Annotated in this window: 23 protein-coding genes; 11 read left to right on the forward strand and 12 right to left on the reverse strand. The window is 49.8% G+C overall.

Features of this window, described 5'->3' with window-relative positions; translation table 11 throughout:
• Window positions 1-48 precede the first annotated feature (48 nt).
• The gene (gene rsmA / locus WCY20_RS13990) at window positions 49-828 is read right to left on the reverse strand and encodes a 16S rRNA (adenine(1518)-N(6)/adenine(1519)-N(6))-dimethyltransferase RsmA (protein WP_345975995.1); all 780 of its coding nucleotides are present in this window, start codon (window positions 826-828) and stop codon (window positions 49-51) included.
• 215 nt (window positions 829-1,043) lie between these two features.
• Between rsmA and WCY20_RS13995 the strand changes: the two genes are divergently transcribed.
• The 3 genes from WCY20_RS13995 to WCY20_RS14005 all read left to right on the forward strand — a co-directional run bounded on the left by WCY20_RS13995 (window position 1,044) and on the right by WCY20_RS14005 (window position 3,570).
• Window positions 1,044-1,727, forward strand: a complete 684-nt coding sequence (locus WCY20_RS13995) for a DUF2202 domain-containing protein (RefSeq protein WP_345975996.1) — start codon at window positions 1,044-1,046, stop codon at window positions 1,725-1,727.
• A 144-nt stretch (window positions 1,728-1,871) separates the two neighbouring features.
• Window positions 1,872-2,528: a response regulator transcription factor gene (locus WCY20_RS14000; protein ID WP_345975997.1), complete on the forward strand. Its 657-nt coding sequence runs from the start codon at window positions 1,872-1,874 to the stop codon at window positions 2,526-2,528.
• Complete coding sequence (locus WCY20_RS14005; RefSeq protein WP_345975998.1) at window positions 2,515-3,570, forward strand: HAMP domain-containing sensor histidine kinase; 1,056 nt, start codon at window positions 2,515-2,517, stop codon at window positions 3,568-3,570. The genes WCY20_RS14000 and WCY20_RS14005 overlap by 14 nt, the downstream gene beginning before the upstream one ends.
• Before the next feature lie 2 nt (window positions 3,571-3,572).
• Here WCY20_RS14005 and WCY20_RS14010 read toward each other — a convergent pair whose 3' ends face one another.
• The 10 genes from WCY20_RS14010 to WCY20_RS14055 form a co-directional block, all read right to left on the reverse strand.
• Window positions 3,573-4,346: a TonB family protein gene (locus tag WCY20_RS14010; protein WP_345975999.1), complete on the reverse strand. Its 774-nt coding sequence runs from the start codon at window positions 4,344-4,346 to the stop codon at window positions 3,573-3,575.
• Entirely contained in the window at window positions 4,339-7,419 is a 3,081-nt protein-coding gene (locus WCY20_RS14015; RefSeq protein ID WP_345976000.1) for an efflux RND transporter permease subunit, read from the reverse strand. Before WCY20_RS14015 ends, WCY20_RS14010 begins: the two co-directional genes overlap by 8 nt.
• Complete coding sequence (gene exbD, locus WCY20_RS14020) at window positions 7,419-7,817, reverse strand: TonB system transport protein ExbD (RefSeq protein ID WP_345976001.1); 399 nt, start codon at window positions 7,815-7,817, stop codon at window positions 7,419-7,421. The genes WCY20_RS14015 and exbD overlap by 1 nt, the downstream gene beginning before the upstream one ends.
• On the reverse strand, window positions 7,798-8,250 hold the full coding sequence (gene exbB / locus WCY20_RS14025) for a TonB-system energizer ExbB (RefSeq protein ID WP_345976002.1): 453 nt from the start codon (window positions 8,248-8,250) through the stop codon (window positions 7,798-7,800). Before exbB ends, exbD begins: the two co-directional genes overlap by 20 nt.
• 97 nt (window positions 8,251-8,347) lie before the next feature.
• Window positions 8,348-9,157, reverse strand: a complete 810-nt coding sequence (locus WCY20_RS14030; protein WP_345976003.1) for an acyl-CoA dehydratase activase — start codon at window positions 9,155-9,157, stop codon at window positions 8,348-8,350.
• Window positions 9,154-10,431 carry a 2-hydroxyacyl-CoA dehydratase family protein gene (locus WCY20_RS14035; RefSeq protein WP_345976004.1) on the reverse strand — a complete coding sequence of 426 codons (1,278 nt, stop codon included), beginning with the start codon at window positions 10,429-10,431 and terminating at the stop codon, window positions 9,154-9,156. The genes WCY20_RS14030 and WCY20_RS14035 overlap by 4 nt, the downstream gene beginning before the upstream one ends.
• Complete coding sequence (locus tag WCY20_RS14040; protein ID WP_345976005.1) at window positions 10,424-11,410, reverse strand: 4Fe-4S binding protein; 987 nt, start codon at window positions 11,408-11,410, stop codon at window positions 10,424-10,426. Before WCY20_RS14040 ends, WCY20_RS14035 begins: the two co-directional genes overlap by 8 nt.
• Complete coding sequence (locus WCY20_RS14045; protein WP_345976006.1) at window positions 11,400-13,739, reverse strand: 4Fe-4S binding protein; 2,340 nt, start codon at window positions 13,737-13,739, stop codon at window positions 11,400-11,402. The genes WCY20_RS14040 and WCY20_RS14045 overlap by 11 nt, the downstream gene beginning before the upstream one ends.
• 13 nt (window positions 13,740-13,752) lie before the next feature.
• Window positions 13,753-14,415 carry a sulfite exporter TauE/SafE family protein gene (locus WCY20_RS14050; RefSeq protein WP_345976007.1) on the reverse strand — a complete coding sequence of 221 codons (663 nt, stop codon included), beginning with the start codon at window positions 14,413-14,415 and terminating at the stop codon, window positions 13,753-13,755.
• Between the two features lie 10 nt (window positions 14,416-14,425).
• Window positions 14,426-16,498: a TonB-dependent receptor gene (locus tag WCY20_RS14055; protein WP_345976008.1), complete on the reverse strand. Its 2,073-nt coding sequence runs from the start codon at window positions 16,496-16,498 to the stop codon at window positions 14,426-14,428.
• Window positions 16,499-16,753: 255 nt separating this feature from the next.
• On the opposite strand from WCY20_RS14055, the gene WCY20_RS14060 reads away from it, so the two are divergent.
• The gene (locus WCY20_RS14060; RefSeq protein WP_345976009.1) at window positions 16,754-17,158 is read left to right on the forward strand and encodes a hypothetical protein; all 405 of its coding nucleotides are present in this window, start codon (window positions 16,754-16,756) and stop codon (window positions 17,156-17,158) included.
• A 1-nt stretch (window position 17,159) separates the two neighbouring features.
• Here WCY20_RS14060 and WCY20_RS14065 read toward each other — a convergent pair whose 3' ends face one another.
• Window positions 17,160-17,741: a cytochrome b/b6 domain-containing protein gene (locus tag WCY20_RS14065; RefSeq protein WP_345976010.1), complete on the reverse strand. Its 582-nt coding sequence runs from the start codon at window positions 17,739-17,741 to the stop codon at window positions 17,160-17,162.
• A gap of 125 nt (window positions 17,742-17,866) precedes the next feature.
• Between WCY20_RS14065 and WCY20_RS14070 the strand changes: the two genes are divergently transcribed.
• The 7 genes from WCY20_RS14070 to WCY20_RS14100 all read left to right on the forward strand — a co-directional run bounded on the left by WCY20_RS14070 (window position 17,867) and on the right by WCY20_RS14100 (window position 25,039).
• The gene (locus WCY20_RS14070; protein ID WP_345976011.1) at window positions 17,867-18,508 is read left to right on the forward strand and encodes a response regulator transcription factor; all 642 of its coding nucleotides are present in this window, start codon (window positions 17,867-17,869) and stop codon (window positions 18,506-18,508) included.
• The gene (locus WCY20_RS14075; RefSeq protein ID WP_345976012.1) at window positions 18,495-19,550 is read left to right on the forward strand and encodes a HAMP domain-containing sensor histidine kinase; all 1,056 of its coding nucleotides are present in this window, start codon (window positions 18,495-18,497) and stop codon (window positions 19,548-19,550) included. The genes WCY20_RS14070 and WCY20_RS14075 overlap by 14 nt, the downstream gene beginning before the upstream one ends.
• 66 nt (window positions 19,551-19,616) lie before the next feature.
• On the forward strand, window positions 19,617-20,042 hold the full coding sequence (locus WCY20_RS14080; RefSeq protein ID WP_345976013.1) for a hypothetical protein: 426 nt from the start codon (window positions 19,617-19,619) through the stop codon (window positions 20,040-20,042).
• Between the two features lie 46 nt (window positions 20,043-20,088).
• The gene (locus WCY20_RS14085) at window positions 20,089-20,937 is read left to right on the forward strand and encodes a DUF3187 domain-containing protein (protein WP_345976014.1); all 849 of its coding nucleotides are present in this window, start codon (window positions 20,089-20,091) and stop codon (window positions 20,935-20,937) included.
• A gap of 260 nt (window positions 20,938-21,197) precedes the next feature.
• Window positions 21,198-22,580 (forward strand): imelysin family protein, encoded by a 1,383-nt coding sequence (locus WCY20_RS14090; protein WP_345976015.1) that lies wholly within the window; start codon window positions 21,198-21,200, stop codon window positions 22,578-22,580.
• 3 nt (window positions 22,581-22,583) lie between these two features.
• On the forward strand, window positions 22,584-23,960 hold the full coding sequence (locus tag WCY20_RS14095; protein ID WP_345976016.1) for a di-heme oxidoredictase family protein: 1,377 nt from the start codon (window positions 22,584-22,586) through the stop codon (window positions 23,958-23,960).
• Complete coding sequence (locus WCY20_RS14100) at window positions 23,960-25,039, forward strand: imelysin family protein (RefSeq protein WP_345976017.1); 1,080 nt, start codon at window positions 23,960-23,962, stop codon at window positions 25,037-25,039. Before WCY20_RS14095 ends, WCY20_RS14100 begins: the two co-directional genes overlap by 1 nt.
• Window position 25,040: the final 1 nt, after the last annotated feature.

Below are 25,040 nucleotides of genomic sequence, written 5' to 3' on the forward strand. Positions count from 1 at the left end.
TCCTTGAATAAGCCGCTCAATATGACATTAATTACAGTCAGAGAAGCTTTAAATATTTTCTAATAATTTATACAATTGGTGATAGTCTGCTGTCGAAACCTGATGCGGTCGAATTGAAGGAGAAAGTCCCAGCTGCTCTAAAGCAGCGCGGACCTTCTCCTTGTCGTAACGTGCAGAGAGATTTTTATGAAGTGTCTTACGCGGCTGTGTAAAAGCCGTTTTGAGCATGAGTTCAAACACTTCATCATTCCGACTGGCTGTTTTTTTAATGAGCAGAACAGCTGAGTCGACTTTCGGCGCAGGGTCAAATGCTTCCGGCGGTACATGAACCACTATCTCGGCTTCACCCACCGTCTGGGCAATGACACTTAATGCACCAAAGTTTTTCTCTCCAGGTGCGGCAGAAAACTTCTCTGCCACTTCACGCTGGATCATGACCAGTAGATTGCCGCAATGTGGATCTGCAAGGGCCTTCAGGATGATATTTGTGGCTATGTAATAGGGCAAATTTGCCACCAGATCATAGGGTTCATCCAAAAGCTCACTCTGCCATGCCTCTAGGACATCACCACAATTGATGGTGAGCCGGCCGGTTGTGATCTCTTCTTTAAATTCACGGTTCAAGTACTGACATAAATCGGTATCGACCTCAAAAGCGACAACACTTTTGACATCCACTAAAAACTTAGTTAAATCACCTAAGCCAGGCCCAATCTCTGCAATGATATTATCATTGTTGGGCATCGCTTCGACGATTTTGTAGAGAACACTTCTATCTTTTAAAAAATTCTGGCCAAACTTTTTTTTGGCAACATGTTCGTTATTCATAGCTCATTATACTGTGACACTGCTTATACAAAACTGATGCGATCTTGTCGAACAAGGCTGAAGCCTCTAAAACAGCGTTGCTGTCGCTATGGAGAAAGCTTTCTTTTCAATGAACCGGATGCAATAAAACCTTTCGCCGAAATCAACCGCTTAACATTCTTGTAACACTCTTTTGATACGCTTCCACAACTTGGTGCACAAGGGGAGAAGATCATATGAGACATACTTTGAAAACAGGTGCCGCCCTGCTCACAATACTCTATCTTTTTACGGGGTGTGACAGTTCGACAACATCGGGAACAACAGACAGTTCCCTTCTCGGCCTCTCCGGCTACGACAAGATCGATTTGAATACCACGCAGAAAGAGTCACTGGCCTACATGTGGCACGAAGAGAAGTTGGCACACGACCTCTATCTCGCACTCAATGCGGTTAACCCCTCTATGCCGCTGGCGATGATCCCGGTGAAATCGGAGATCATCCATATGCAGTATGTCGAAGATCTCGTCGCATGGTACGATATCGATGTCACGAATATACCGGATTACAATACCAGCTACTCCGCAGCAGAGCTGGACGCACTGGCGCCCGGAGAGTTCGCGATGGACGAAGTCCAGAATCTCTATAATACCCTCTATAACCTGGGCGAGGAAAACCTGACGAGTAGCCTGCAGGTAGGCTGTATAGTAGAGGTCACGGACGTCAATGATCTTAACCGCTATATCGAGCAGGCCGGAGAGAACCGGGCGCTCATAGACACCTTTGAGATTCTTCGAGCAGGCAGCTACAAACACTATTGGAAGTTCCATGATACGCTTAAAGTTATTGATGGCATCGGATGTGCTTTTTTCCGCGACGGCGTTGACTATAACAAAACCGGCGAATACCCGGTCAACTGATGACCACCGTCTCCCTCTAAAAAATTCGCCGCTCTTAACGATACGTTAACACCCTTGCGGCATTATTGCTTCGGCCGAAGTCTACAATCTACCTAAACCTGATTTTGCTACACTTTGGCCTATTCAATACCTCTGAAAAGGCATATGATGGTACGATTGCTACTAGTCGAAGATGACAAGGATCTGGCCGAGACCCTTGTCGAACTGTTGGAGCTCGAGGGCTTTGATATCTGCTGGGTCGGTGACGGCGAGGCGGCGCTTGATGCCACACTAGGCCACACTTACGACCTGCTTCTACTCGATGTCAACGTCCCTTTTGTCAACGGTTTCGAGCTCCTTCACGGGCTCCGTGAGAGCGGTGACGAAACCCCGGCCATCTTTATCACCGCTATGAACGATATCGCCTCGCTTTCGCAAGGATTTGAAGTCGGTGCAGATGACTACATCAAAAAGCCCTTTGATTTTGACGAACTTACCGTGCGTATCTATTCGCTTATACGCAAACGCCTCAAGATCAAAAACAACACCATCACTGCCGGCAGTTTTCACTTCCACATCGATAGCAATGAACTCTACAAGGACAACAACTTTATGCCTCTTACCCCTGCCGAACGGAGATTGGCCGCTCTGCTCTTCAAGCATATGAATACGACCCTCTCCAAAGAGACCATATTGCTTGAACTTTCCGAGGGTGAAGAGGCCAGCGAAGGCGCCTTGCGCGTACACATTAACAAGCTGCGCAAAACAGGACTTCCTATTCAGACCATTAAAGGGACAGGATACCGTCTTGCATCAGCATGAAAAACGGTCATTCTGGAAGATTTTTCTGGCCTATTTCGGCAGTGTCGCCCTGTTGATCCTGCTTGCCGGACACTTCTACTACAAAGAACAGTACCAGCAGCGTATCAAAGACGAACACTTCGCCATCATCGAATATGCCAGACATCTCAAAATGAACGAACCGATCGTTTCGGCGGACATCACCCATGAGATCGTCAAAAAAGAGATCAAGCATTTTTCTATGGACACCCTGATCATCAAAGAGAACTACTTTGAGAAGTATATCCCCAATAACTGGCATGAAAGTTATCTCTATATCAAAAAAGACACGCGCCGTTTCAAGGAACATATTAGCGCATTGAAGCAGCAGATCATCGTTGTACAGCTCTTGCTGCTTTCGCTTTTTGCCCTGATCAGTCTGCTACTGACCAATTCGGCGCTGCGCCCGATGAAGGAGATGATCTTCAGGCTCGACAAGTTCACCAAAGACCTGATTCACGACCTCAACACCCCGCTTACCACCATCAAGCTCAATCTCAAGCTGCTTGAAAAAGATGCCGCATACCCTGAGAACAAGGCGCTCAAACGGATCGGTAAAAGTGCCTACGAGATCTCGGAACTGCATCAGAATCTCACAGTATTGCTTGAAGAGGACACGTTCCTGCTTGAAGAGATCGATGTATGCACGATCGCAGCCGAGCTTCTCTGCGATTATGAAGCGATCTATCCCGCACTGCGGTTTAAAACAGCGTGTAGCGCCTTAAAAAGCAACCTCAACGAAACCGCCCTGAAACAGATCCTGCACAATCTTCTCTCCAATGCCTGCCGATACAACAGAGAAAATGGCCATATCAATATTTGGAATAAGGGTAAAACGCTCTACATCCAGGACAGCGGTACCGGCATCACAAATCCCGAACGTATCTTTGAGCGCAACTACTCCGAGCAGAGCAGCAGCGGCATCGGTCTGGACATCGTCAAACGTCTCTGCGATGCGATGAAAATCAAAATAAGCGTAGACTCATCTGCCAACGGGACGACGATCTCACTGACCTTCAGTTGATCCTATTTAAGCACATACGCCAGGGTGACCTTGAACTCTTTGGGAAAATCAAATATTGCGCTGTCGACCTCTATCGGAAAGCTTTTTGCAATCGCCTCAAAGGCGGACTTCTTGAATACTTTTCTTCCTGAAATCAATGTGATATTGCCGACACTCCCATCGGAAGAGAGCTGAAACCCCACCTTAACACTGCCCTCTATTCCTCTTCTTCTGGCACTTTTCGGGTACGATTTGTTGCGGTTTATTCTTTCTACCAGAGAGGCGAGAAACCTGTCCTGTCTGGCTTGAAGCAGCTCTTTGTCGAGCTCTTTTTGGATCCTTGTCTCGGCTGCTTTCTCCATCTTCGGTTCGGTGTTTGCGGGGTGCTCGGCCTGCTCCGGTTCTACCTTTGCGATCTCCTGCGTTGCGGTCGGCTCCGGGATCGTCTCTGCTGCCTCCTCTTCAAAGGCTTCCGGTACAGGCTCCGGCAGAGGCTCCTTTTTTGGTATTGCTTTTTCGACCTTCTTCTCGATCCTCTTTTCAACTCTTTTCGTGACCTTTTTTTCGACTCTCTTCTCGATCTTTTTTTCGGCTCTCTTATCAGTCTTCTTCTCTTTTGGCACATGCTTCTGAACCGGCAACTGTTCGTCGATTACTGAAAAACACACTCTCCCGACATGCTCATCCGGGCTTTTCTTGTCACAGTAGTTATCGTCATTCGACTGATAGATAATCAAACCGGCAACGGAGAGGTACAGAACCAGAGTAATCAAAAAAGAGCTGACGTGTCTATTCATATCTTCCTCTCAAAAAATTGTGGATAACAGGCAGATAAAAAAGATTCAGCAGCGTCCCCCAAAAGAGTCCGAACCCGATCGCTACGGCAAGAGGTTGAAATGTTACCGCCTGCTGCGTTGCGAAAAACATGAGTGACGACAAGCCTATAATTGTCGTGATCGATGTCAGCATGATCGGTCTAAGCCGCTTGGATGCCAATGTATAGATATCCTCTTTGGCCTGTGTCATTTTAAGTGTCGACATCATGATGATCCCGTCGTTGACAATGACACCGGCAAGCCCCAGCGCCCCTATCAGGGAGGGGAGGGATATATGTAGCCCCATGACAAAATGGCCCGCATAGACGCCCAGCAACGAAAAAGGAATGACCGACATCACGATCAGGGTCTCTCTGACCGAGTTGAAGAGGTAGAGGATGGCGATAAAGATCAGGACCAGAGCAAGGAGTGACGCAAGGACCATCTCGATCTCAAGCGTCTCTTTCTGCTCCCGCTCCCCTTTGAACTTCAGTTTTATACCTTCAGATTTCAGCCTGCTGAACGTTGGCGCAACGCGCTCCAGAACCTCACCCGCAGTTGTCTGCGATGGGTCAATATTGGCATAGAAATAGAATGTCGTTTCACCGTCATCTTTGACCAGTCTCTCCAAAGACTCTATTGTCTGAAAATCGCAGACATCTTTGAGCTTTACCAAGATATTGTTTCTCAGTGGAATCTCCAAGTTTTTAAAGCTCTCCAGATCATCCCGGTAGTTGACCGATTTGACTTTGACATCGATCAGCTCTTTATCGTCAAATATCGTCCCTATTTTCATAGATAGAAAGAGCTTTGAGATGTAGGCGCCGACATACTCCTCGGTAATACCCAGCGATTCGCCGTAACTGTTGATCTTCAGCTTGATCTCTTTTGGCCCCAGCTTGATAGTGTTCCCGTAATGCTTTATACCGGCAAGTCCGCCAAAGACCTCTTCGATCTCCCTGATGGCACGCATCGCTTCTGTATAATCATCACTGACGACACCGATCATAATATCGGCTTTCGTGTTTTTCATCCCTGTTTCAAGGACCATCAGGTTTTTTAAATCAAACCGCTGTCTGTAATCCCTCTTTTTCAGCCACCCCCTCAAGTCTGCCGAGATCGCTTGCGATGATGCTGTTCTTACTTTTTCTCCGCCGTCATCATAGGGGCTCAATACAGGTGTGATATATTGCTCAAAAAAATTGGAGGCTCTCTTTTTCTCGAGTTCAATGGAGATATAGCCTACATAAGGGTACATCTCGGCACCGCCCGTTGCACTTCTTCTGTAACCTGCAGTCGAACTGACATGCTTGACAGAAAACCTCTCTTTTTCATCGAGAATATCTTTTTCGATGGTCTGGACGACCGCCAATGAATCCTCAAGCGTTGCCGTGGAGTCGGCTTTGAAGGTAATATTGATGTTCGGCGAGTCAAACTTTTCAAACATGTGAAACCTCGACTCTTTGATGCTCGCGTAGATCAGTACAGGGACGATAATGACGAACAGCAGCAGAAAACTTTTCTGGTATCTGATCAGCCCTCTCAAGAGCTTTGCATAGACCTTGTTTATCTTTTGCCATGACAGCGTCCTGGACTCTTTGCTCAAGGTGTGCGATGCGTGAATCGGCAAAAAGACAAATGACTCCAGGAGCGAGGCGATAATCAGCGCACTGAAAGCGATAGGGATCAACCGTATGATCTCACCCAGGGTCCCGCTGAGCATCAGCAGTGGTATGAATGAGAAGAGGGTCGTGACCGAAGCGATCGTCACGGGTTTGGCCATCTCTTTTGTTCCCAGCAGTGCCGCCTCTTTCGGCGGGTACCCCTTTTCTATGTATTGCTGGATGTTCTCGCTTACGACGATCGCATCATCGACGATGATACCGATCGCGATCAGGACCCCTATCAGAGAGTTCACATTGATGCTGTAGCCGGTAAAATAGAAATAGATCGCTCCCATGACAAATGATGTCGGGATACCGAGCGCGATGATAAAAGCGATACGGGCATTGATAAGCATGACAGTCAGCAGGGAGATCAATATGATCCCAAGCAAAATATTTGAGATGATGATGTTCAGACTGTCTTTGATGATGGGCGACTGGTCGACGCGGATATTGTATTGGATAGCTTCGTTGTTTAGACCGGAGATAAAAGTTTTTATCTCGTCTGCTATCTTGATCGCATCGCCGTTGGGGTTCTGGGAAATCGCGAGTGTTATGGAGTTTTCGGCGTTCATGCTCGCAAGCGTTGAGGAGTCCTCATAGCGTTTTTGGACACGCGCTATATTCTTCAGCAGCACGTGCTGTTCGTTGATATTTAGAATCGTCTCTTCAAGCTCATCCGAAACCTTTTTGCCGTTATAGGTCGATATATAGTACTTCTCTTTCTTATTGTCTAGTTGACCCAGCGGAAAGATATTGGAGAGTTCCGACAACGTTTTTAACACATCGCTGAGCGACAGGTTGTAGGCGTTGACCTTTTTCTCGTCTATCAATATCTCGTAAAACTGCTCCGAATCACCGAATATCGTCACATCGGCCACATCATTGATCGAGAGCAGTCTGCTCTTGAGCTTTTTGGCGTGCGCGATCAGACTGCCTCTCGGAACGTTTGGCGAGAGGATGGAGACCTGCATGATCGCTCGGGCATGACCGACCCCTCTGATCAGCGGTTCATCCATATCACTTGGCAGATTCACGGCGATAAGCGAGATCGCATCTTTGACGTCATCGGTTATCCTGCTCTTGTCCTCTCTTTTGTCCAGTTCCAGCGTAATTGAAAATTTGCCGGGCGATATCACCGAGGAGATGGCGTCGATGCCGTCGATATTTTTGCACTTGTCTTCGATCTCCTGTACGGCGATCTTGTTGAGCAGATCGGCAGAAGCACCTGTGTAGGAGCCCCGTACGGTTATGGAGTCGGGTTCTATCGTCGGCGATATCTCTTTCGGGATCTGTGTGTACGCATAGGCGCCGAGTGCCAAAAGAAGAAAGAACAGCGTATAGTTGATTTTGTAGTTTTCAAGGAAAAACTTTAACGTTCTGTCAAACATCAGATCCGGGCACCTTGCCCCTCCCTGCGAGTAATGATGCCGATATTATTGAACTTTTTCTGCTTTAGCGTATCAAGCAGAACGACAAAAAGATCAAACCTGGCCTCTTTGTCGCAGCTGATGTTTATCGGTGTCTGAGCGTCATATTTTGCGATACGGGCATCGATCTCTTTCAACTCTGTTCGGGTACCGTCGAAAAACATTTCCCCGTTCTCTTTGATCGTAATCATAATCTTTTTTTTGTGTTCTTGTTTATCGGCGCTTTTAGCACTCGGAAGCTCAACAGGTATGACCCCTTTGGCGACAAAGGTGGCCGTTGTCAGCACGATGACAAGCAGGACAAGCATGATATCGATGAAAGGGACGACATTGATCGATTCAAACTTTTTGATATTCATCTTTTTCCTTTTGGATGATCTCCCATTTGGCTATCAGAACCTCCATCTTCCTGACAATGTGCGTATGAAAGAATATGGCCGGAATGGCGACAGCCAGCCCCATACCCGTTGCTTTCAATGCAAGTGCGAGTGAGGTCATGATGCTTTTTGCATCCAGGTCACCGCTCTGGCCCATAACATAGAAGGTGATAATGATCCCGAAGACTGTTCCGAGCAGCCCGATGTAGGGTGCGTTGGAGCCGAATGAGGAGATGATGCTTGTGTTGTTGGTCAGATCGATCTCCAGTGCCTCTTTGAGTTTGTATTTCTCCAGATCGACCGTACGGAAAAACATCAATCTTTCGATCCAGAACCATATCGTGAGGAAGCTCATAAAACCCAGTATCCCGATAACCCCGTAATCGAGGCCATCTTGTAATAATTCTATGTTCATTATACTAATCCTGTTTTTTTAGTTATATTTTATAAACAGAGTGTTAATTTTGTGTTAATCCCATGTTCCGGTCGCGTTTCGGCCGTGCCTTTCCTCTCTATCCGTTCATCTTTTGATAGTCAAAAGAATCCGCTCCCAGAATGGCAGCACCGTAAGAGGTCGTGATCTGCGGGTGTTCCGGTATAAATATTTTTTTACCCAGCTCATTCTCTATGGCATTGACAAGCCCTCCATTCAGGGCAGGCCCCCCGTCAAAATAGATCCCCTCTCTGATACCGACCCTTTTGACCAGTTTAACGATTCTCTTCGCAATAGAGTAGTGCACACCGCAGACGATATCTTCGACATTGTGGTTGTTCCCCAGCAATCCTATGATCTCGGACTCTGCGAAAACGGCGCAGGTACTGTTGATCGAAAGCGGGGTGCCGATGGCGTGAAAATGGCGCTCGCCCAGCTCTTCCACACCGATCTCGAGGTTCATCGCACAGGCATCAAGAAACTTTCCGGTCCCGGCCGCACACCGGTCGTTCATCGCAAAGTTCACGACATTTCCCGTATCATCGAGCGAGATCGCCTTGCTGTCCTGCCCGCCGATATTGATGATCGTCTTAATCTCACCGAACTCCCTGGCTGCCGCGACGGCCCCGATGGCATTCGCCGTTATCTCGCTGATGTTCTCGTCCGCCTCTTTGAAGAGTTTCCGGCCATACCCCGTTGCCACGGTGTAGACAATCTCCTCCTTTGCGATCTTCAGCTCCCTGAGCAGGTCATCGAGCGTCTGGTGCGCATATTTGTAAAACATGCTGCCGCTACCGCTGATCCGCTGTCCAACCAATGCTCTGTTTTCATCAATGATGGTTATTTTGATGGCCGTAGAGCCTATATCGATACCGGCAAAATAGTTCATCTTCTCTTCCTGTTCTTTATTTTCAGAGACTCGACAAAGGCTTCAACCCTTGTACTGAGCTGCCCGTGCTGGGACGGGCTGTAGTCACTCTCGATGTAGAGAATGGAGATCCCCTCTTTCTCCATTGCCTCCAGCACGCTTCGCTGTTCAAGCTCGTAGACCGTACACCCGGCAAAAGCCTGATAGATCACCCCGTCGGCATTGTGTGACTTTACCAGTTCGATGATGCGCCGTATGCGGTCATCGTTTTTGGTGAAGACAGGGCAGGTGCAGGCTTTCAGGTATTTGTCCGCCAGCGAATCGATCATATCGTTCACAAACCACTCATCGACAGCGACCCTGTCGTTAAACATCCGGTTCGAGCTGCAGGTCTCGTCCGCAACGATGATCGCGTCCGACTCCTCAATGATCAGGGGGATCTTGTAGTTCGGGAAGATCGGGGGCGAACCGGTATAAACGATCCTTGGGCTCACCCTTCCGGCGGCATGCACCTTCTCTTTTGCTCTCTGTTCAAGTTCCTCGACAAGCGCTTCGGTCGCCTCTATCCAGCTGTCTATTCTGTCGAAGAAAAAAGCGTTTGTGACCAGGAACATATCATTGCCGAGGATCGGCACGGCGCTGCTCTTTCTCAGCTCGCTGAGTTGATGGTAAAGCGACTGCGCATAGCCTATTTTTGAGATGGAGGCTCTCAGCTTTTTTCTGCTCAGTTTCTTGCCCGTTTTGGCAGAGAGGTCAGCAGAAAAGCCCCTGATACTTCGCCGGAAAAACTCCCGGCTGATCTCGCTCTCTTTTGTTCTCGGAAAATCGACGTCAACCACATCGTAGCCGAACCCCTCGATGGTACTGCCCGCCTTTGTCTTTTGGTCGCAGGTCGTCGGCGAGTAGATCATATCGGGCCTGTCCGTGATGTTCTTCGATGCCAGATGGCCCACGCTCGCCTTGACCAGCGGGCATGATTTCTGAGGCAGAAGATCGCTGCCGATCTCATCGTCCGTATAGAAACCGTTGCAGAGGCGTATCGGCACGCCGTCGAGCGCATAGATGATCTCCGAGGGGATCTGAATACACATCGTCCCGACTTTTACTTTGTCGCTGTGCAGCGCTTTCTGATGGCAATAGACCTCTTCAAAGAGATCATAGAAATAGCCCATCGCTTTCGGCGGCTCTTTGAAGGACTCTTTCAGGGTGTTCAAGACCGTTATCGCCTCCATAGCCTTGTGCCGGTTCTGTTTCTCGGCGGGTGTCTCTATCTCGCGGTTGAGCCGGTTACTCATCTCTATCTCCCTTCGGTTTTTCTATCCCCATTCTCTTTTCAAACCCCTGCCTCGTCGAGCTGAATGCTTTGAGATTCAAAATATCAAAATGCAACGCATCATCCTCGGGACATGCCGCCACACATTTCAGACACAGAATACAGTCATCCCTGAGTATATCCGTGCTTGTCACATCATCCGCAATATCTTTTATCTGCATATCGCAGACACTGTAGCAGTCGCCGCAACGGGTGCATTTGCTCCCCTCTTTCCTAAGCTTTACGATCGAGGACCTGGCGAAGATGAAGTGCAGGGCGCTCATCGGACAGAAGAAGCAGAAAAAGCGTTTTTTGACAAAACTACCGGCCAGAAAAAGCCCTGCAAATATCATCCCGATGGCCGTCAGGACCATCGCCGTCTTTGTCGAGAAGTCTATCGCCCACTGCGAAAAGTCCCCACTGAACATGGGGCTTATGATACGGGCAGGGCATATCTGGCAGAAGGCGGAGGACCACTCGCCTCCGAGAACACCGACACCTATCAGTAGCGGCACCATAAGCACGATCGCCAGAAAGATATATTTGATTTTTGAAAGTTTCTCAAACTGCTGCTGTGTATAGGTCGAATACCTGATCCCCAGACTCTTTCTAAGCGCAGTCAGCCAGTCCTGGAATGTTCCAAACGGACAGACATACCCGCACCAGGCTTTGTTCAAAAAGATAAACCAGAAGAGAAAGGTCAGCACGCCGAAGAGTACGGCGATCCCTGCGCCGCCGAGCAGGATCTTCGCAGGCATGGCGAGCTGATGCTGCAGAGGCATAAGATAGCAGGCCCCGCCGCTCTGGGCGTTGTATGGGCAGGCAAAAATAGGCAGTTTGGACCCAAGATCCACGGCAAAATAGCCGCCGTAGACAAAAAGGATGAAAGAGACCAGCTGTATCCAGAACCGCACTTTGGCAAGGTTCATGTTGTTGATCAGATCTTTTACTTTACGCTTCATATCTCAGCTCGCTAAAGGGTTTTGTCCTGTTTCTGCGGAATCGGTACACAACCGTTCCCGAAATAAGAAACGCCAGTGTGATCAGCATAAGCGCATAACCGTATGACTCATAGTCGCTGCTGTTCGGATAGAAGTAGACCGGATAGGTCAGAATATACGTCTCGTCTGCTCTGGGCGCATGGGTCAATGTGACGAGAAGCTCCCCTTGGTGGCGCTTGTCAAACGCGTTCCACTCCGGAAAATAGTCTCTGATAATGGTGAACCTGGCGATCCCTTTTTCGTCTGTTCTGATCTTTTTGACCCAGCCGCTCCCCGTCGATACGGTGATCTCCGCGTCGACAAGAGGGCTGTTTTTGAAGAGTGCCTGAAAGGCAAGCTCGTCGCCCATGGCGTGTCTGTAGAAGAAGCTCTCCTCTCTGTCGTTTTTGATTCTCAGCAGGTCTATTTTCGTCCTATCGGTATAGAGCGCTCTTTTTACCTCTTGCGTATAACGTTCTTCACTCCCGTGGCGACCGTTAAGATACTCCAGTTTTGCGACTTTGTAGAAGAGCTTTCCGTCTCTTACTAGCTCATTTTTGGCATAAATGGTGTAATAACCGTTTCTTGGAACCTCAAAAATGTATGCCGCACCGCTGAGCGGGTGGTCAACCTTTGCATCTTTCAGATTTTGCTCCGTATCGTAGTAAAAAACCTCGATATCCGTCGCCGGCACCGTTCTCTTCTCTTTGAGATCGTCTCCGTACGCCAGCCATGATTTTTTTGTCGGAACGGCACCTTTACCGCCGGCGCCATGTGATCCCATACCGCCGCCATACGCCTTTGCTTTTTGCGCGGGATCGCTCAGCGTGAAGTAGATCGGCGCGTCATCTTTCAGCTTCACGGCCGGCCATTCTGCTGTCGCGGCAGGTTTGGCTCGGTTTGTCCCGCCGTGCATAGTGCTTTTGGCACCGTGGCTTCCGTGTCCGCCCTGTTTCGCGCCGTAGGTCTTGAAGACATAACCTGAGTAGGCGTTCAGACCGATAAAAAAGAAGATCAGTAACGAGGCAAAAACATAGCCGAATATCTTTCTTACCCGTGAAGCCTCGATCAGTTTCAGGCGTTTGTAGATCAAGATAAACGCCCAGACAACGCCGATCCATTTGAGCAGGCCGAAATAACCGAGCCAGCCGTCACCCCGGTGTGCCAACGGCGAGACCTCTGCGACAAAACCGAAAGCCTGCGCAAAACCGGTTACGATCTCCTGGTAATCATGTGTAAAAAAGCTACCCAGCGTATGGCCCAGCGAGCCCAAAATAAAAAGCGGTGCATAGCCGTAACCCAGTGTCGAAAAGGTGGTCGAATACTCTTTTTTCAGTGTCTTTGATGCCAAAAAAAGTCCGAGCATGGAGAAAAAGACGGTCAACAGCAGCGCGTAGCCAAAGGCGAATCCGCCCGCGTATTCACTCATCCCAAAGTATTCGGCCGTCCTGTTCCAGATCATCGTGTCGGCGATGTTGGTTCGGTTAAGTCCATGGGCAAAACTCATCGAGATAGGAATGGAACCCAGTATAAGGATGTAGGTCCATACCTCTGCATTCAGGGTCTTGAACTTGCTGAAAAGCTGCTCTGAGGGTTTCGTGATCGAAAACTTCACCGCTTCACAGGCCCCGGCACACTCCATGCAGAGCGTACAGTCATCGGCCTGGTTCTTCTTCGCAAAACTGAAAGGCTTGAGGTTGTACGGGCATGCCGAGGCGCACTCAAAGGTCCGGCACTCACTGCAGCTGTCGGTATAGGTCTCCAGCTTTGTAAAAGAGAGCTTGTCGTACGCTCTGGTCAGGGTGCCGATAGGGCAGATATATTTACAGTAGCTCATCTCTTTGTAGAGGTAGTAGAAGAGAAAAGCGAGCAGCGTCATCCCGCTGAACATCGCCGCTGTCGCAAGCGGCGATTTCCAGAACGAAGGGAAGGTGTAGTAGATGCCCCACCACCCGATAACGAGCAGAAGAATACCGATGTAGCGGTTCTGCATCCATTTGGGCATCGTTTTTTTAAGCCCGAGTTTCGTGATATATTTTCCAAAAAAACCGTGCGGACAGATGCCGCAGAAGATCCGTCCGAAGCTCGGCAGCGTCGCCACCATAAAAAGTGCCCAGAAGATGCCCCAGAAAAGTGCTCCCGTAAAGATATTCTCTTTGCCCGGATGGGCAAAACCGAAATAGAGCGCATAGAAGAAGAATGCCGCTACGACGACTCTGAGCGTCATTAAGAAGGTTCTGTTTTTAAACAGAAAGCCCAAAAGAGGTTTGTCAAAAAGATCGTTTTTGTCTCTTTTTATAAAATCTACCATTGTCTACCTTTTTTTACAGTCTGATCTGACCGTTTACTATCAAAATACCGACAGCCGTCAAAAGCAGCGCTGCCGTGATCTCAATGCCCTTCGTATATCTTTTGAACTCTGTCAACAGCCCCCGCACGACATTGGAAAGAAAAAATCCGTAAAACAGAAACGGCACAAGCACCGCACCCGCCCCGAAAGATACCCCCATGCCGACAGCGTTCAAAACAGAGCCGCTGTTCGCACTCAATGCGACAAGGGTCAAAACGGGGGCGCACGGGTTTATCGAGACCAGTGCGCCGATCCCGAACAGCCCGAACAGGCTCTCTGTATGCTTTTTAGGTGCAGTTGGATTGGAGGTGCAGGCTTTTCTCTTGCTGTAAAAGACCCTGTAGAACATAAAAAGGCCCATAACCAATGTCACTGTCCCCAAAATCCCTTGGAACAGTGCGTTATCGTCGAGTACCGCTTTGACAAATCCCGCACCGCCCAAGGCTAAAACAGCGATCACACTGTAGGTAAAGATGCGGCCGAGGCTAAAGGGTAAAATGACACGCATAGACTGTTTCACACTCTCTGCGTTGGTCACCAGAAGAGGTGTCAGAAAGGGCATGCAGGCAAACATACAGGCCGTACTGCCGTAAGAGAGCCCGACAATAAATAGCGAGAAAAAGGTCATGCTCTGCATGCTGGACTACTTAAAACCGGATTCTAAGCCCTGCATAATAGGCTCTTGGCGGTGCGACCCGGATCGTCGCATCTGTCTCCATCTCCGCGAGAGCAGAAGAGTTTATGTTCACAAATTGGTAATAGTTTTTGTTCAACAGGTTGTCGATCCGTCCAAAGATCTCGAACATCTCGTTAAAGCGGTACTCACCTCTGAGGTTCATAACGGCGTATCCGGGCATTTCATGTTCATTCACTTCATCTGCGTAGTAACTGCTTTTTGCGTAAACCTCTGCCGAGATCAATGCCGCTTCAGTCGGCTTGTAATGCAGCGTAAAGTCTATCATGTGTTTGGAGGTCCTCGGAACGCGGTTTCCGGAAAGGTCTTTTCGCGTATATTCAGCTGTTAGTGGTCTATATGGACCGTCAGGATCTTCGGTAACCTGCTGGGATAACACATATCTGGTAAAGACCGCATCAAGGTAGGTGTATGCCAGATCGAACGAGAACATCCTGCTTCTGTCACTGTTCATCGAGAGTTCGAAACCCCGGCTTCGCATGTCGCCGACATTGTCATAATTGCTCTCATTTTCATCGTCGGAAGTGATATAGTTACCCGCAATCCTGCCGATATAATCTTTTCTGTCAAGCTGATAGACCGACGCATTATAGGCCAGTGTTGAAACGCTGCCTCGTGCCCCCAGTTCGTAGTTGTAGGTCGTCTCGACGCCGATCTCCGAAGGGATATCAAGAGCAGGATCAGCTGCCAGAGCGACATTGTTCACACTCATCTGATAGGCGGTCGGTGTTCTGAAGCCTGTCGAGAAGTTGGCGTACAAGGCGTTGTTCCCAGAGAGCGCATAGTTTAGTCCGGCGCGGTATGAAGGGACTTTATAGGTCGGACTAACATTGTTCGTACTGTCTGTATTGTCAATATATTCTTGCCCGATATAGTCGTATCTGAAGTTGAACGTTGTCGTCAGACTTTCGGTCAATTGATAGATCAGCTCGGTATAGACGGCATTGATCGCCTCTTTTGTCTCATAATCGCTGGTCAACGTTCCGTCGGCAGCCAAATAACGTAACTCATCCGTCGTATTTCGCTGCAGGTCAACACCGCCCATCAGCGCCAATGGACCAAAAACCGTTCGGTATTCGCCCTTGGCCCCGTCCTGATTCCACACTTCGTTCGCATCATATTTCAGACGTGCCGATTTGTAGCTTTTGTCATCCCGGTACTTGTGCAGCTGCAGCATCAGGTTCGACTCCTCTCCAAAGTCTTTTGAGTAGCTCGCAAACGCTTTGATCAGGTCACTGTCATAATAGCCGGTGTAGGAGTACTCTCCCGCGCTTTTCGGGTTTTCCTCCGCTTCGATCGTGCCACTTACGCTGTTGCCATCCCCTGTTTTTCGATTGGTATAATCAAGGCCGACGGTCACATCGCTGGTCTCGTCAATGTAGTAGGTATATTTTCCGTTAGCCGATTTAATCGTCGAATAGGCATCATCCCAGTAGCCATCGGTGTCTCTATAACTCGCTTGGAGCTGCAGCGCCGAATTCCCCAAGCTCTGGTTGGTCGTCGCCAACACCCGCTTTGAATTAAAACTTCCCAGCTCACCCTCTATTTTAGAAGCGCTTTTGCCTTTCGGTTTTTTCGTGGTAATGACGATCGCACCGGCAAGAGCATCGTTTCCGTAGAGATACGACGCCCCGCCCTTGATCACCTTGATCGATTCAATATTATCGAGGTCAACATTGATCCGACCTGCCGTCTCCTGGACCGGTACCCCGTCAATAACAACCGCCACACCCGGTTTTTCACCCATGTAATTCTGGTTGTCGATACCCCTGATATGTATTTTTACCTCAGCCGTGCCTACGTTGGAGAGTGTCACACCCGGTACACCGACAAGAATATCACCAAGGGTCTTCGGATTGATCTCTTCAACCTCTTCACCACTGATAACAGCGACACTCGAGACCTCTGTTTTTGTATCCAGTTTATCGTCGATCGTTGACGATTCGACCTGGATGGTCCCAAGATCTGCGGCAGAAAGGTTGATCGCCAATGCACAAACAGCTGAAAAATAGATCTTCTTGTTCATATATTCCCCTTGTCTATAGTAATTTTCAAAGTTGGCAAGTTTAATAGGAGAGTGTTAATTTTATGTTAATTTTTTATTATTAGACTAATTTTATTTTTTAAGTAAATCACAATTTTCTACAAAAAATAATCTTTTTACCTATATGAAGATTGAAAAACAATATTTTCAAACCATAATCATGAATCTTCACAGTCATGCGTTAACATTCTCTTAACAACGTCACACTATGATTTCGGTACTAAAAAGGATACTACTATGAAAAAAACAGCCGCCCTACTCCTGTTTGCGACATCGCTCTTTGCCGTTGACGGCTACAAGGTCTATCAGGAGAACTGTAAACAATGCCATATCGAAATGATCTCGAAAACCGAGACCCTCAAGACATTTAAGACACTCAAGGCACCGCCGATGGTCGAGGTCTCAAAACAGCTCAAAAGCAATATCAGAATTGGGGATGATGATGAAGATGTACACCGTTTCACGGTGCTCTCTTTCATCAAGGAGTATGTCAAAAAGCCCTCTCTGGACTACAGTATGTGCAATCCGGGGGCCATAGACCGCTTCGGCATTATGCCGGCGCAGACCCAGCTGAGCGAAGAGGAGCGTCAGGCCGTAGCGGAGTGGATCTACGACCGTTACGAAGGTATCGATTTCAAATAATCTAGTCGTCTCCGTGGATCATCTTGGAGACGATCCCCTCTTTGGTCGTGATCTCGTGGCGGAAGACGCCGCCGAGGTGCAGGACGACCAGCCCTAGAACGCCGTACATACTGATCTCATGGAGTTCTTTGACCCATCCGATCCCCTCTTTTGTAAAACCGAGCGGTTCATAGAAGTAGAGCGTCGCACCGGTCAGTGCCATCACCATGATCACGAAGCAGAGGAAGAGATGGACGCCACGTTTCAGTTTCTCCTCTTTCGGTGCCCGAAGCAGTTCAAAGAGCGGGAACTTCGCCTGTTTAGCCAGTATCATATAGATGCGTATCACTATTGAGATACCCAGGAAAAGACCGAAGATATAGTGCCACTCCCACATCGGTGCGCGGATCGCCTTGGCGATCATCTTCGCCGTCTCAGCCGTTATCTCGGTACCGGTCTCGGCCAGCTTGCTCTGGATCAGGGCAGCATTGGTATGCCAGCTCAAAAAGGTCTTGCGTAACAAGACGGTAAAAAGCAGCCCTATGACCGAAAGTGCCATCGTCCAGTGCCAAATGCGGTACAACCGTGTGAATTGAGGTTCCATATTATCACTCCTTATACTAATCAGATCCATAAATGTACTCTGTCTCATCTAAGCCCAACGTTAAAAACTGCCGCCCAAATTGATACTTTTAGCACTCTGCTAACACTTCTGTACTACAATAAACCATGGCTAAAAAAATACTTTTATTGGAAGACGACACACTATTAGCAGAGACACTGCAAGAGCTCCTGAGCAGCGAGGGGTATGAAGTCACACTGGTCCCCGACGGCGGGGCAGCGGCTGATGCCTCGTATGATACGCCGTTTGACCTCTATATCTTTGATATCAATGTCCCCGAGATCAACGGGCTTGAGCTTTTAGAGGGCCTGCGGGGGGCGGAAGACAAGACGCCGGCTATCTTTATCAGTGCACTGGTCGACCTTGACTCCATCACCAAGGGCTTTGAAGTCGGGGCCGATGATTACATCAAAAAGCCCTTCTTTCCCGAAGAGCTTCTCCTGCGGGTCAATGCCAAACTGGCACCAAAAGCACCTTCCGCTATCCGATACGGCGACCTTGAATTCGACCCCCGGAAAAAGCTGCTTCGTAAAGAGGGGCGGGTGCTTGCGCTCGGCGAGGTACAGGAGAAGCTTTTTGAGCTCTTCATCCATAATATCGGTCAGGTCATCGACAAAGATATTCTGATGGAGAGCCTTGAAAAACCTTCGCCGACGGCACTCCGTGTTGCCCTGACCAAGCTCAAACAGACCACCGGGCTCGACATAAAAAACCTTCGCGGTGTAGGATACATTCTTGAGCCGCGTTGAGCTGGAGTCCTTTCTAAAGGGGTTTCTCCTTTTTTTCGCCTCTTTGAGCATCCTGATCACAACACTCTTTTACATCAGCTATACCAAAGAGCTCAAGACACTTGACGACACCCTTTTCTCAGAGATGCGCCTCTGCAGTTTCAACCTGAAATGCGAACGTTATGCGATCGACTTTGTTCCTTTGAAGAATCAGACCCTCTACACCCTTTACAAAGACGACAGCGGCCTTTACAGCTACTTTCCTATTCCAGGTGCAAACGATTATCTTATGGAGTTGCACCTCTCTGCCGAAGCGTATAACAATGCACGTCAGGCGCTGCAGGATGAAGCGCTCCTGGAGTTTGCTGCGGTCATCACGGTCGTCTTGATCCTCTCCGTCATCTTTTCACTCTACGCCATCTACCCGCTTCGAAACGCCCTCTTGCTTACCCGGGAGTTCATTAAAGACATACTGCACGATTTCAACACCCCGCTCGCCGCCCTGCGCCTTAACAGCGCTATGCTCAAGCGCGAGATCGGCGAGAACGACAAGATAACGCGTATTGAACAGAGTGTACAGAATGTCCTGGACCTTCAGCAGCACCTGCGTTCCTATCTGCATGATCATACCGGCCAGAAAGAGCTTATTGACCTCAAACTACTCATCAGCGAGAGAGTCTCGATGCTGGAAAAAAGCTATCCCGATATTCACTTCGGACTGACCATAGAAAAAGTCAATATCATGACCAACAGAAAGGCCTTTACCCGTATCATCGACAATCTCCTGACCAATGCCGCCAAGTACAACAAGCCGCACGGTTCTGTTGATATAATATTCGAACGAAACCGTTCAACCCTCCGTATTGTCGATACAGGGAAGGGGATAAAAAACCCAAAACGCATCTTTGAACGCTTCTATAAAGAGCAGGAACGCGGTATCGGTATCGGCCTGCATATCGTTAAAAAGCTCTCCGACGAATTGGGTATTAAAACCAGGGTGGAGAGTGAAATTGGGCAGGGGACCATCTTCAGTCTGGATCTCTCGTCGCTTACAGTCGGCTAACAGCTCGCTCACACTTCACTAACAGTCGTGTGCGATAATTCAACTATCAAAAAAAAAGGAAAACACATGAAAGCAATTACATTAAGCGCAGCAACACTGATGCTGTTCGGAACCTTGACCCTAGCAATGGCAGCGGATGTTACGACAGAGATGACGGTAGATGAGCAGATCACTGCTATCAAGAACGCCCCGGCACAGGAGCGTGTCCGACTGATGAACCAGTTTAAAGTCCGTTTGGCTACCATGAATGAAGCGGAACGCGAAGCAGCGATCACGCAGCTTCGTACGCAGACACAAACACAGACCCGTACAGCAACAGGCGATGCTGACGGTGAACAGATACAGACACGCACGATGACTCAGGAGCGCAGCCGTCTTAATGAGATGCAACAGACTCAACAGATGCAGCAAATGCAACAAATGAATCAACAGCAGATCAGACAAAAAGGGAGCTTGGAGACCAACCCGACACCCAAAAGTATGGGGCACTGATTTTTAGATAAGCGGTACCCTTTAAAGGGTACCATTAGGAGAATAGATGAAAAGACTACTGTTTACTTTGTCGCTATTACCCCTGTCGGTGTTTGCATACAGCGACTTTGATATGGACGGGGTCGATGATGCGATTGACCGCTGTCCCAACACCCCCTTGACAGAACTCGTAGATATCTACGGCTGTACCACCAAAAACCTCGAAGGTGACCACCATTTTGATATTATCGCAGGTGTAAGCCTCTCGCAGTTTAATGAGAACACCTTGAGTGCGCTGGATCCGAACGATACAGATACCGTTACGACAACGCTGCAGGCTGATTACTACTATAAAAATTTCTCTCTCCAGGCCTCGACATCTTACTTTAATTCGCAAAGCCAAAGCGACAGTAACAGCGGGCAGAACGACTCGTTTATTGGCGCCTATTATCAACTCTATCCGGTAAGCTCTTTAAACCTGCAACTTGGCGGCGGTCTTCTCCTGCCAACCTATGATACAGGTTACGATAACAATAATCTTGACTATATAGTCTCTGCAAGCCTGAGCTACCTTTTTCATAATTTCAACCTCTTTGGCGGCTACAATTACACCTTGATCAACGATGATGATTTCAGCTATCTTGACAGTAACAGCGACACTGTCGAAATCCGTTATCAGAACACCCAGGCTTTTAATGCAGGTATCGGTTTTTATCCGACAGAGAAACTCTATACCAGTGTCGCCTATAACCGCAGCGACAGCATCTATCAAAATGTCGAGACGATTGAAAGTGCCTCCGCCTATCTCTTCTACTCTATTGACAAACACTGGTTTACGACCTTCAGTTATGCCTATGGATTAAGCGATTCGGCGAGCGATCATTACGCTGCCTTTCGTCTGGGCTACTACTTCTAATCCCTGAAAGGGGCCCCTCCCGACAGGGCACCCCTTCTCCTTGCTGATCTTTCTCTGAAGACCGCAACCCCCAATATTACGCATATCGCTTCAAAAGCACTTCACAGCAGATAAAGGGGCTATTGGAACCCATAATCATCTACTCTCACAGCTTTCTCTCCAAAACATTAAAATAATATTAATAATGATTATTGAAACAAGTAGAGGCTAAGTCTATTTCTATATGATTACGATATTAATTATCATTAAGGAATAATACAATGAAAGTTCACACAAAGATCGGAAGCATGCTGTCTCTGGCAGCCGTATTGGTATTGAGCGGCTGCGGCAGCGACAGCAGCGATAAGAGCGAGACCTCTATCTCAACTGCACAGAAAAAGACTGTTCTGACCACCTATGCCGATATTGCCGAAACAAACTACAACGATGCCCTCTCAGATGCCCAGGCTATGCAGATAGCAATCACTGCCTTTGCCGCAGCGCCCGATGAAACTACCCTGGCCGCTGCCAAAGCGGCCTGGCTGACTGCACGCGAGTCCTACGGTACGACAGAGGCTTTCCGCCTCAGCGAAGGCCCTATCGATGCCGAAGAGGGTTTTGCGACGATCTACGGAGCGCCGGAGGGGCAGATTAACGCCTGGCCCCTGGATGAGAATATGATCGATTATACGCAGACAAATAGCTCTTCCGAGCCGACAAGCGGCAACATCATCGACACCGCCGATCTCTTCACACCCAACGGCGGCAGCGCCGTTGACGTGACAACGATCACCACGTCGGCTCTCGCGGAGCTCAACGAGAACGGCGGCGATGCCAACGTCGCTACGGGCTACCATGCCGTCGAGTTCCTTCTCTGGGGACAGGACCAGGACTATGAGAACTTCCTCAACGACACCATTACAAACGGCGCCCTCAGAGCGGGTGAACGCCCTCTGGAGGACTTTGACGGCACAAATGCCAACAGCGACCGCCGGCTGGAATACCTGCAGGCTGCCGCCGATCTGATCGTGGAGGACCTCTCAACAGTTGCCGCGGCATGGGACCACAGCAAGCCGGCCGACTGTACGGTACTGCCGGCGACAGGATGCTACCGCGCCGCATTCCTCGGCGAGCTCGATCTCAACGCCACCCTAGCGGGAAATTTCGAGAATATCGCACCAGACACCGCCCTCAAGACGGTTATCTCGGGGCTGGGTGTCTTCATCAAGTCGGAAGTTGCCAACGAACGCATTGCCGTCGCCGTCTTGACCCCGAGCGAAGAGGATGAGCACTCCTGCTTCTCCGACAACACCCACCGTGACATCGTCTTGAACTATCAGGGTTTTGTCAACATCCTGAAAGGCGAGTACAGAGGCGTTTCCAAAGGAACCAGCATGTACTCCCTCTTGGATACAACCGGCAAAAGTGCCGTTGACACTCTGATCTCGGACATTTCAGAAAAAGTAGCCGCCATCGACAGTGCCGCCAGAACGTCCGAACACTTTGACTACCAGATCAAAGACGGATCGGCCTACAAGCAAAATATCATCGACACAAAAAACAAGATGCGCAAGCTGGGTGACGAGATGGTCAACGTGGCGGAGGCCTTCGATATCTCATTGTCGGAAGACGATGTCACCGATGCAGAAGAGACCGAAATCTAAGCGATGAAAACGATTCTTCCGATGGCACTTGCGGCCCTCCTGGCCGCCGGCTGCTCCGACACCGCCACAGAGCAGCCGGAGAGAGACACTCTAGCTGAAAACCACTACACCCAAGAGAGCGGGAAAAAAGCCTTCAGCCATGCCATAGGCGGCATGGACGGTACCCAGACGGATCTTTTCGTTTTGGGCAAAAGCTTTTTCCGCATTCCCTGGGTCGAAGCCCCTTCGGCGACGACCGCGCGCGACGGCCTCGGCCCCCTCTTCTCTGCCAACACCTGCAAAAACTGCCACCCCGCCAACGGGGCAGGCACCGCTGTAAACGAGCGGGGAGAGATAAACCGTTCTCTGGTAATGCGGCTCTCGCTTAAGCATGCCGAAAATATTAATAATGGCTTGGAGATGCAAAACGAAGGTTTTTTGCCTGAGCCTCACTACGGCGGACAGCTGAGCGTCAACGGCATTTTCAGTGTCCCCTTCGAAGGAAAACCTGAGGTCACCTACAAAACGGTGGAGGGGCGTTACGGCGACGGAGAGACCTTTTCGCTGCGTGCACCCGCCTACCGTATCGACAGTCTCAACTACGGGCCGCTGCACCCGCAGGCCAACATCGCACCGCATATCGCACTGGCACTGATCGGCCTGGGGGCGATCGAACGCATCGATGCCGACGACATCCTCAAACATGAAGATATCAACGACAGTGACAACGACGGCATTTCGGGCAAAGCGAACTGGGTCTACTCTCCCGAGACAAAAAAGATGGAGCTCGGCCGTTTCACGTGGAAAGCCTCGGCCCCTTCTGTCCGATATCAGACAGCCAATGCGATGAGCAATGATATGGGGCTGACCACCCCGCTCTTTCCGAAAGAGAACTGTACCGAAAGCCAAAAAGAGTGCAACGAGGCCGCCTCGGGAAGGGATCCTTTTGATGTCCCTCAGGGCCGTCTGGATGCGGTCGCATTCTACATCTCCTCTCTGCGCATCCCCAAACAGCGTGAGATGGAGAACAAAGAGGAGGCCGGAGAGCTGTTCAGACGCATCGGCTGCACAGGCTGCCATGTCGAAAGCTATACGACGGCAGACGGCCTTCATATCAGCCCCTACTCCGACTTCCTGCTACACGATATGGGCGAAGCCCTCTCCGACGGGCACCGCAACTTCAGAGCCGGGCCTAATGAGTTCAGGACCCCGCCGCTTTGGGGTGCCGGTCTCTACAAAACGGTCGGCGGCGAAGCCAACTACTTGCATGACGGGCGGGCGAGGAGCATCGAAGAGGCGATCCTCTGGCATGGCGGTGAAGCTGCACCGTCCAGAGAGGCCTTTAAACACCTTACCAAAGAAGAGCGGGCCCTTCTGCTTGCCTACATAGGAGTACTGTGATGAGAGCACTTTTAACCGCCTTGACACTCTCGGCCGTGCTGCTGATGAGCGGATGCGGCGACAACGCGTACGACGGAGAGACCGGGCTGATCAAGACCACAGCCGCCGGTTCGGCCTCCCTCGTCTCACTCAACAACCGGGTGCTGCGGGCCAATTCCCAAGCAGCCTCGGAAGCCGCGCAGGAAGCCCTTGACGCGATGCATGCGCTGGAAACAGAAGTCAACGAAGAGAGCTATGCCGGGGCAACAGCCTCCTTTGTCACCTTGATGACGGCATGGAAAAGGGTGGAAGCCACCTATGTTGCCCAGGATTTCGAAGAGGCCCTGATCGACATGCCCCGCTTCATCGACCAGTTCAATATCGGCAAGAACAGCGATATCCCTGCACAAATGGACAGTGTCGTCAACGGCAGCGGCGATGTCGCCGCTGCGCTCTACACCAGCTCCCACAAGACGCTCAATGCCCTGGAGTATCTGCTCTACGGCGATGAGCAGAACAGTTCGGCCCAGATGGTAACCCTGATGGCGTCGAATCCGCGTTATGCGCAGGCGGCGGCCCTGATCGTTCACTCCCTCCAGGGCCACCTCTCTGTCATCAACGACTATTATCAAGAATCCAAAGCCTTTGAAACGGACATTATCACCTCGACAGAGAGCCTGCTCAACGTTCTGATCGACAGCAGCTACAAGCTCAAGGAGTGGCGTATCGGCGAACCCTCCGGATTTACACTCAAATACGAGGACGATCTGGATCCCGCCCGCGCGGAGTACCACCGTTCCAGACACTCTCTCGATGCCGTCAGGGCGATCCTCGAAGCCCATCAGCAGGTGATTGCCAACGGACTCTACGACATCAGCGCCGCTGCCGGTGCAGAGAACGAAGCGACCCTAGTCAATACGGTCATCGCCGAGGCACTGGCCGCCTGTGACGCTTTTGAAAACGCCTACGAGGATGATATTGCAGGAGCCCATGCTGCACGCCTTTACGACAAACTCGACAGCCTCCACGACGCCTATTATGTCTCGCTGATCAACGCCCTCGACCTGACGGCGGAGATCATCGAAGCCGACGGAGACTGAG

It is taken from the genome of Sulfurimonas sp. HSL3-7, assembly GCF_039645985.1.
GTDB classification, from domain to species: domain Bacteria; phylum Campylobacterota; class Campylobacteria; order Campylobacterales; family Sulfurimonadaceae; genus Sulfonitrofixus; species Sulfonitrofixus jiaomeiensis.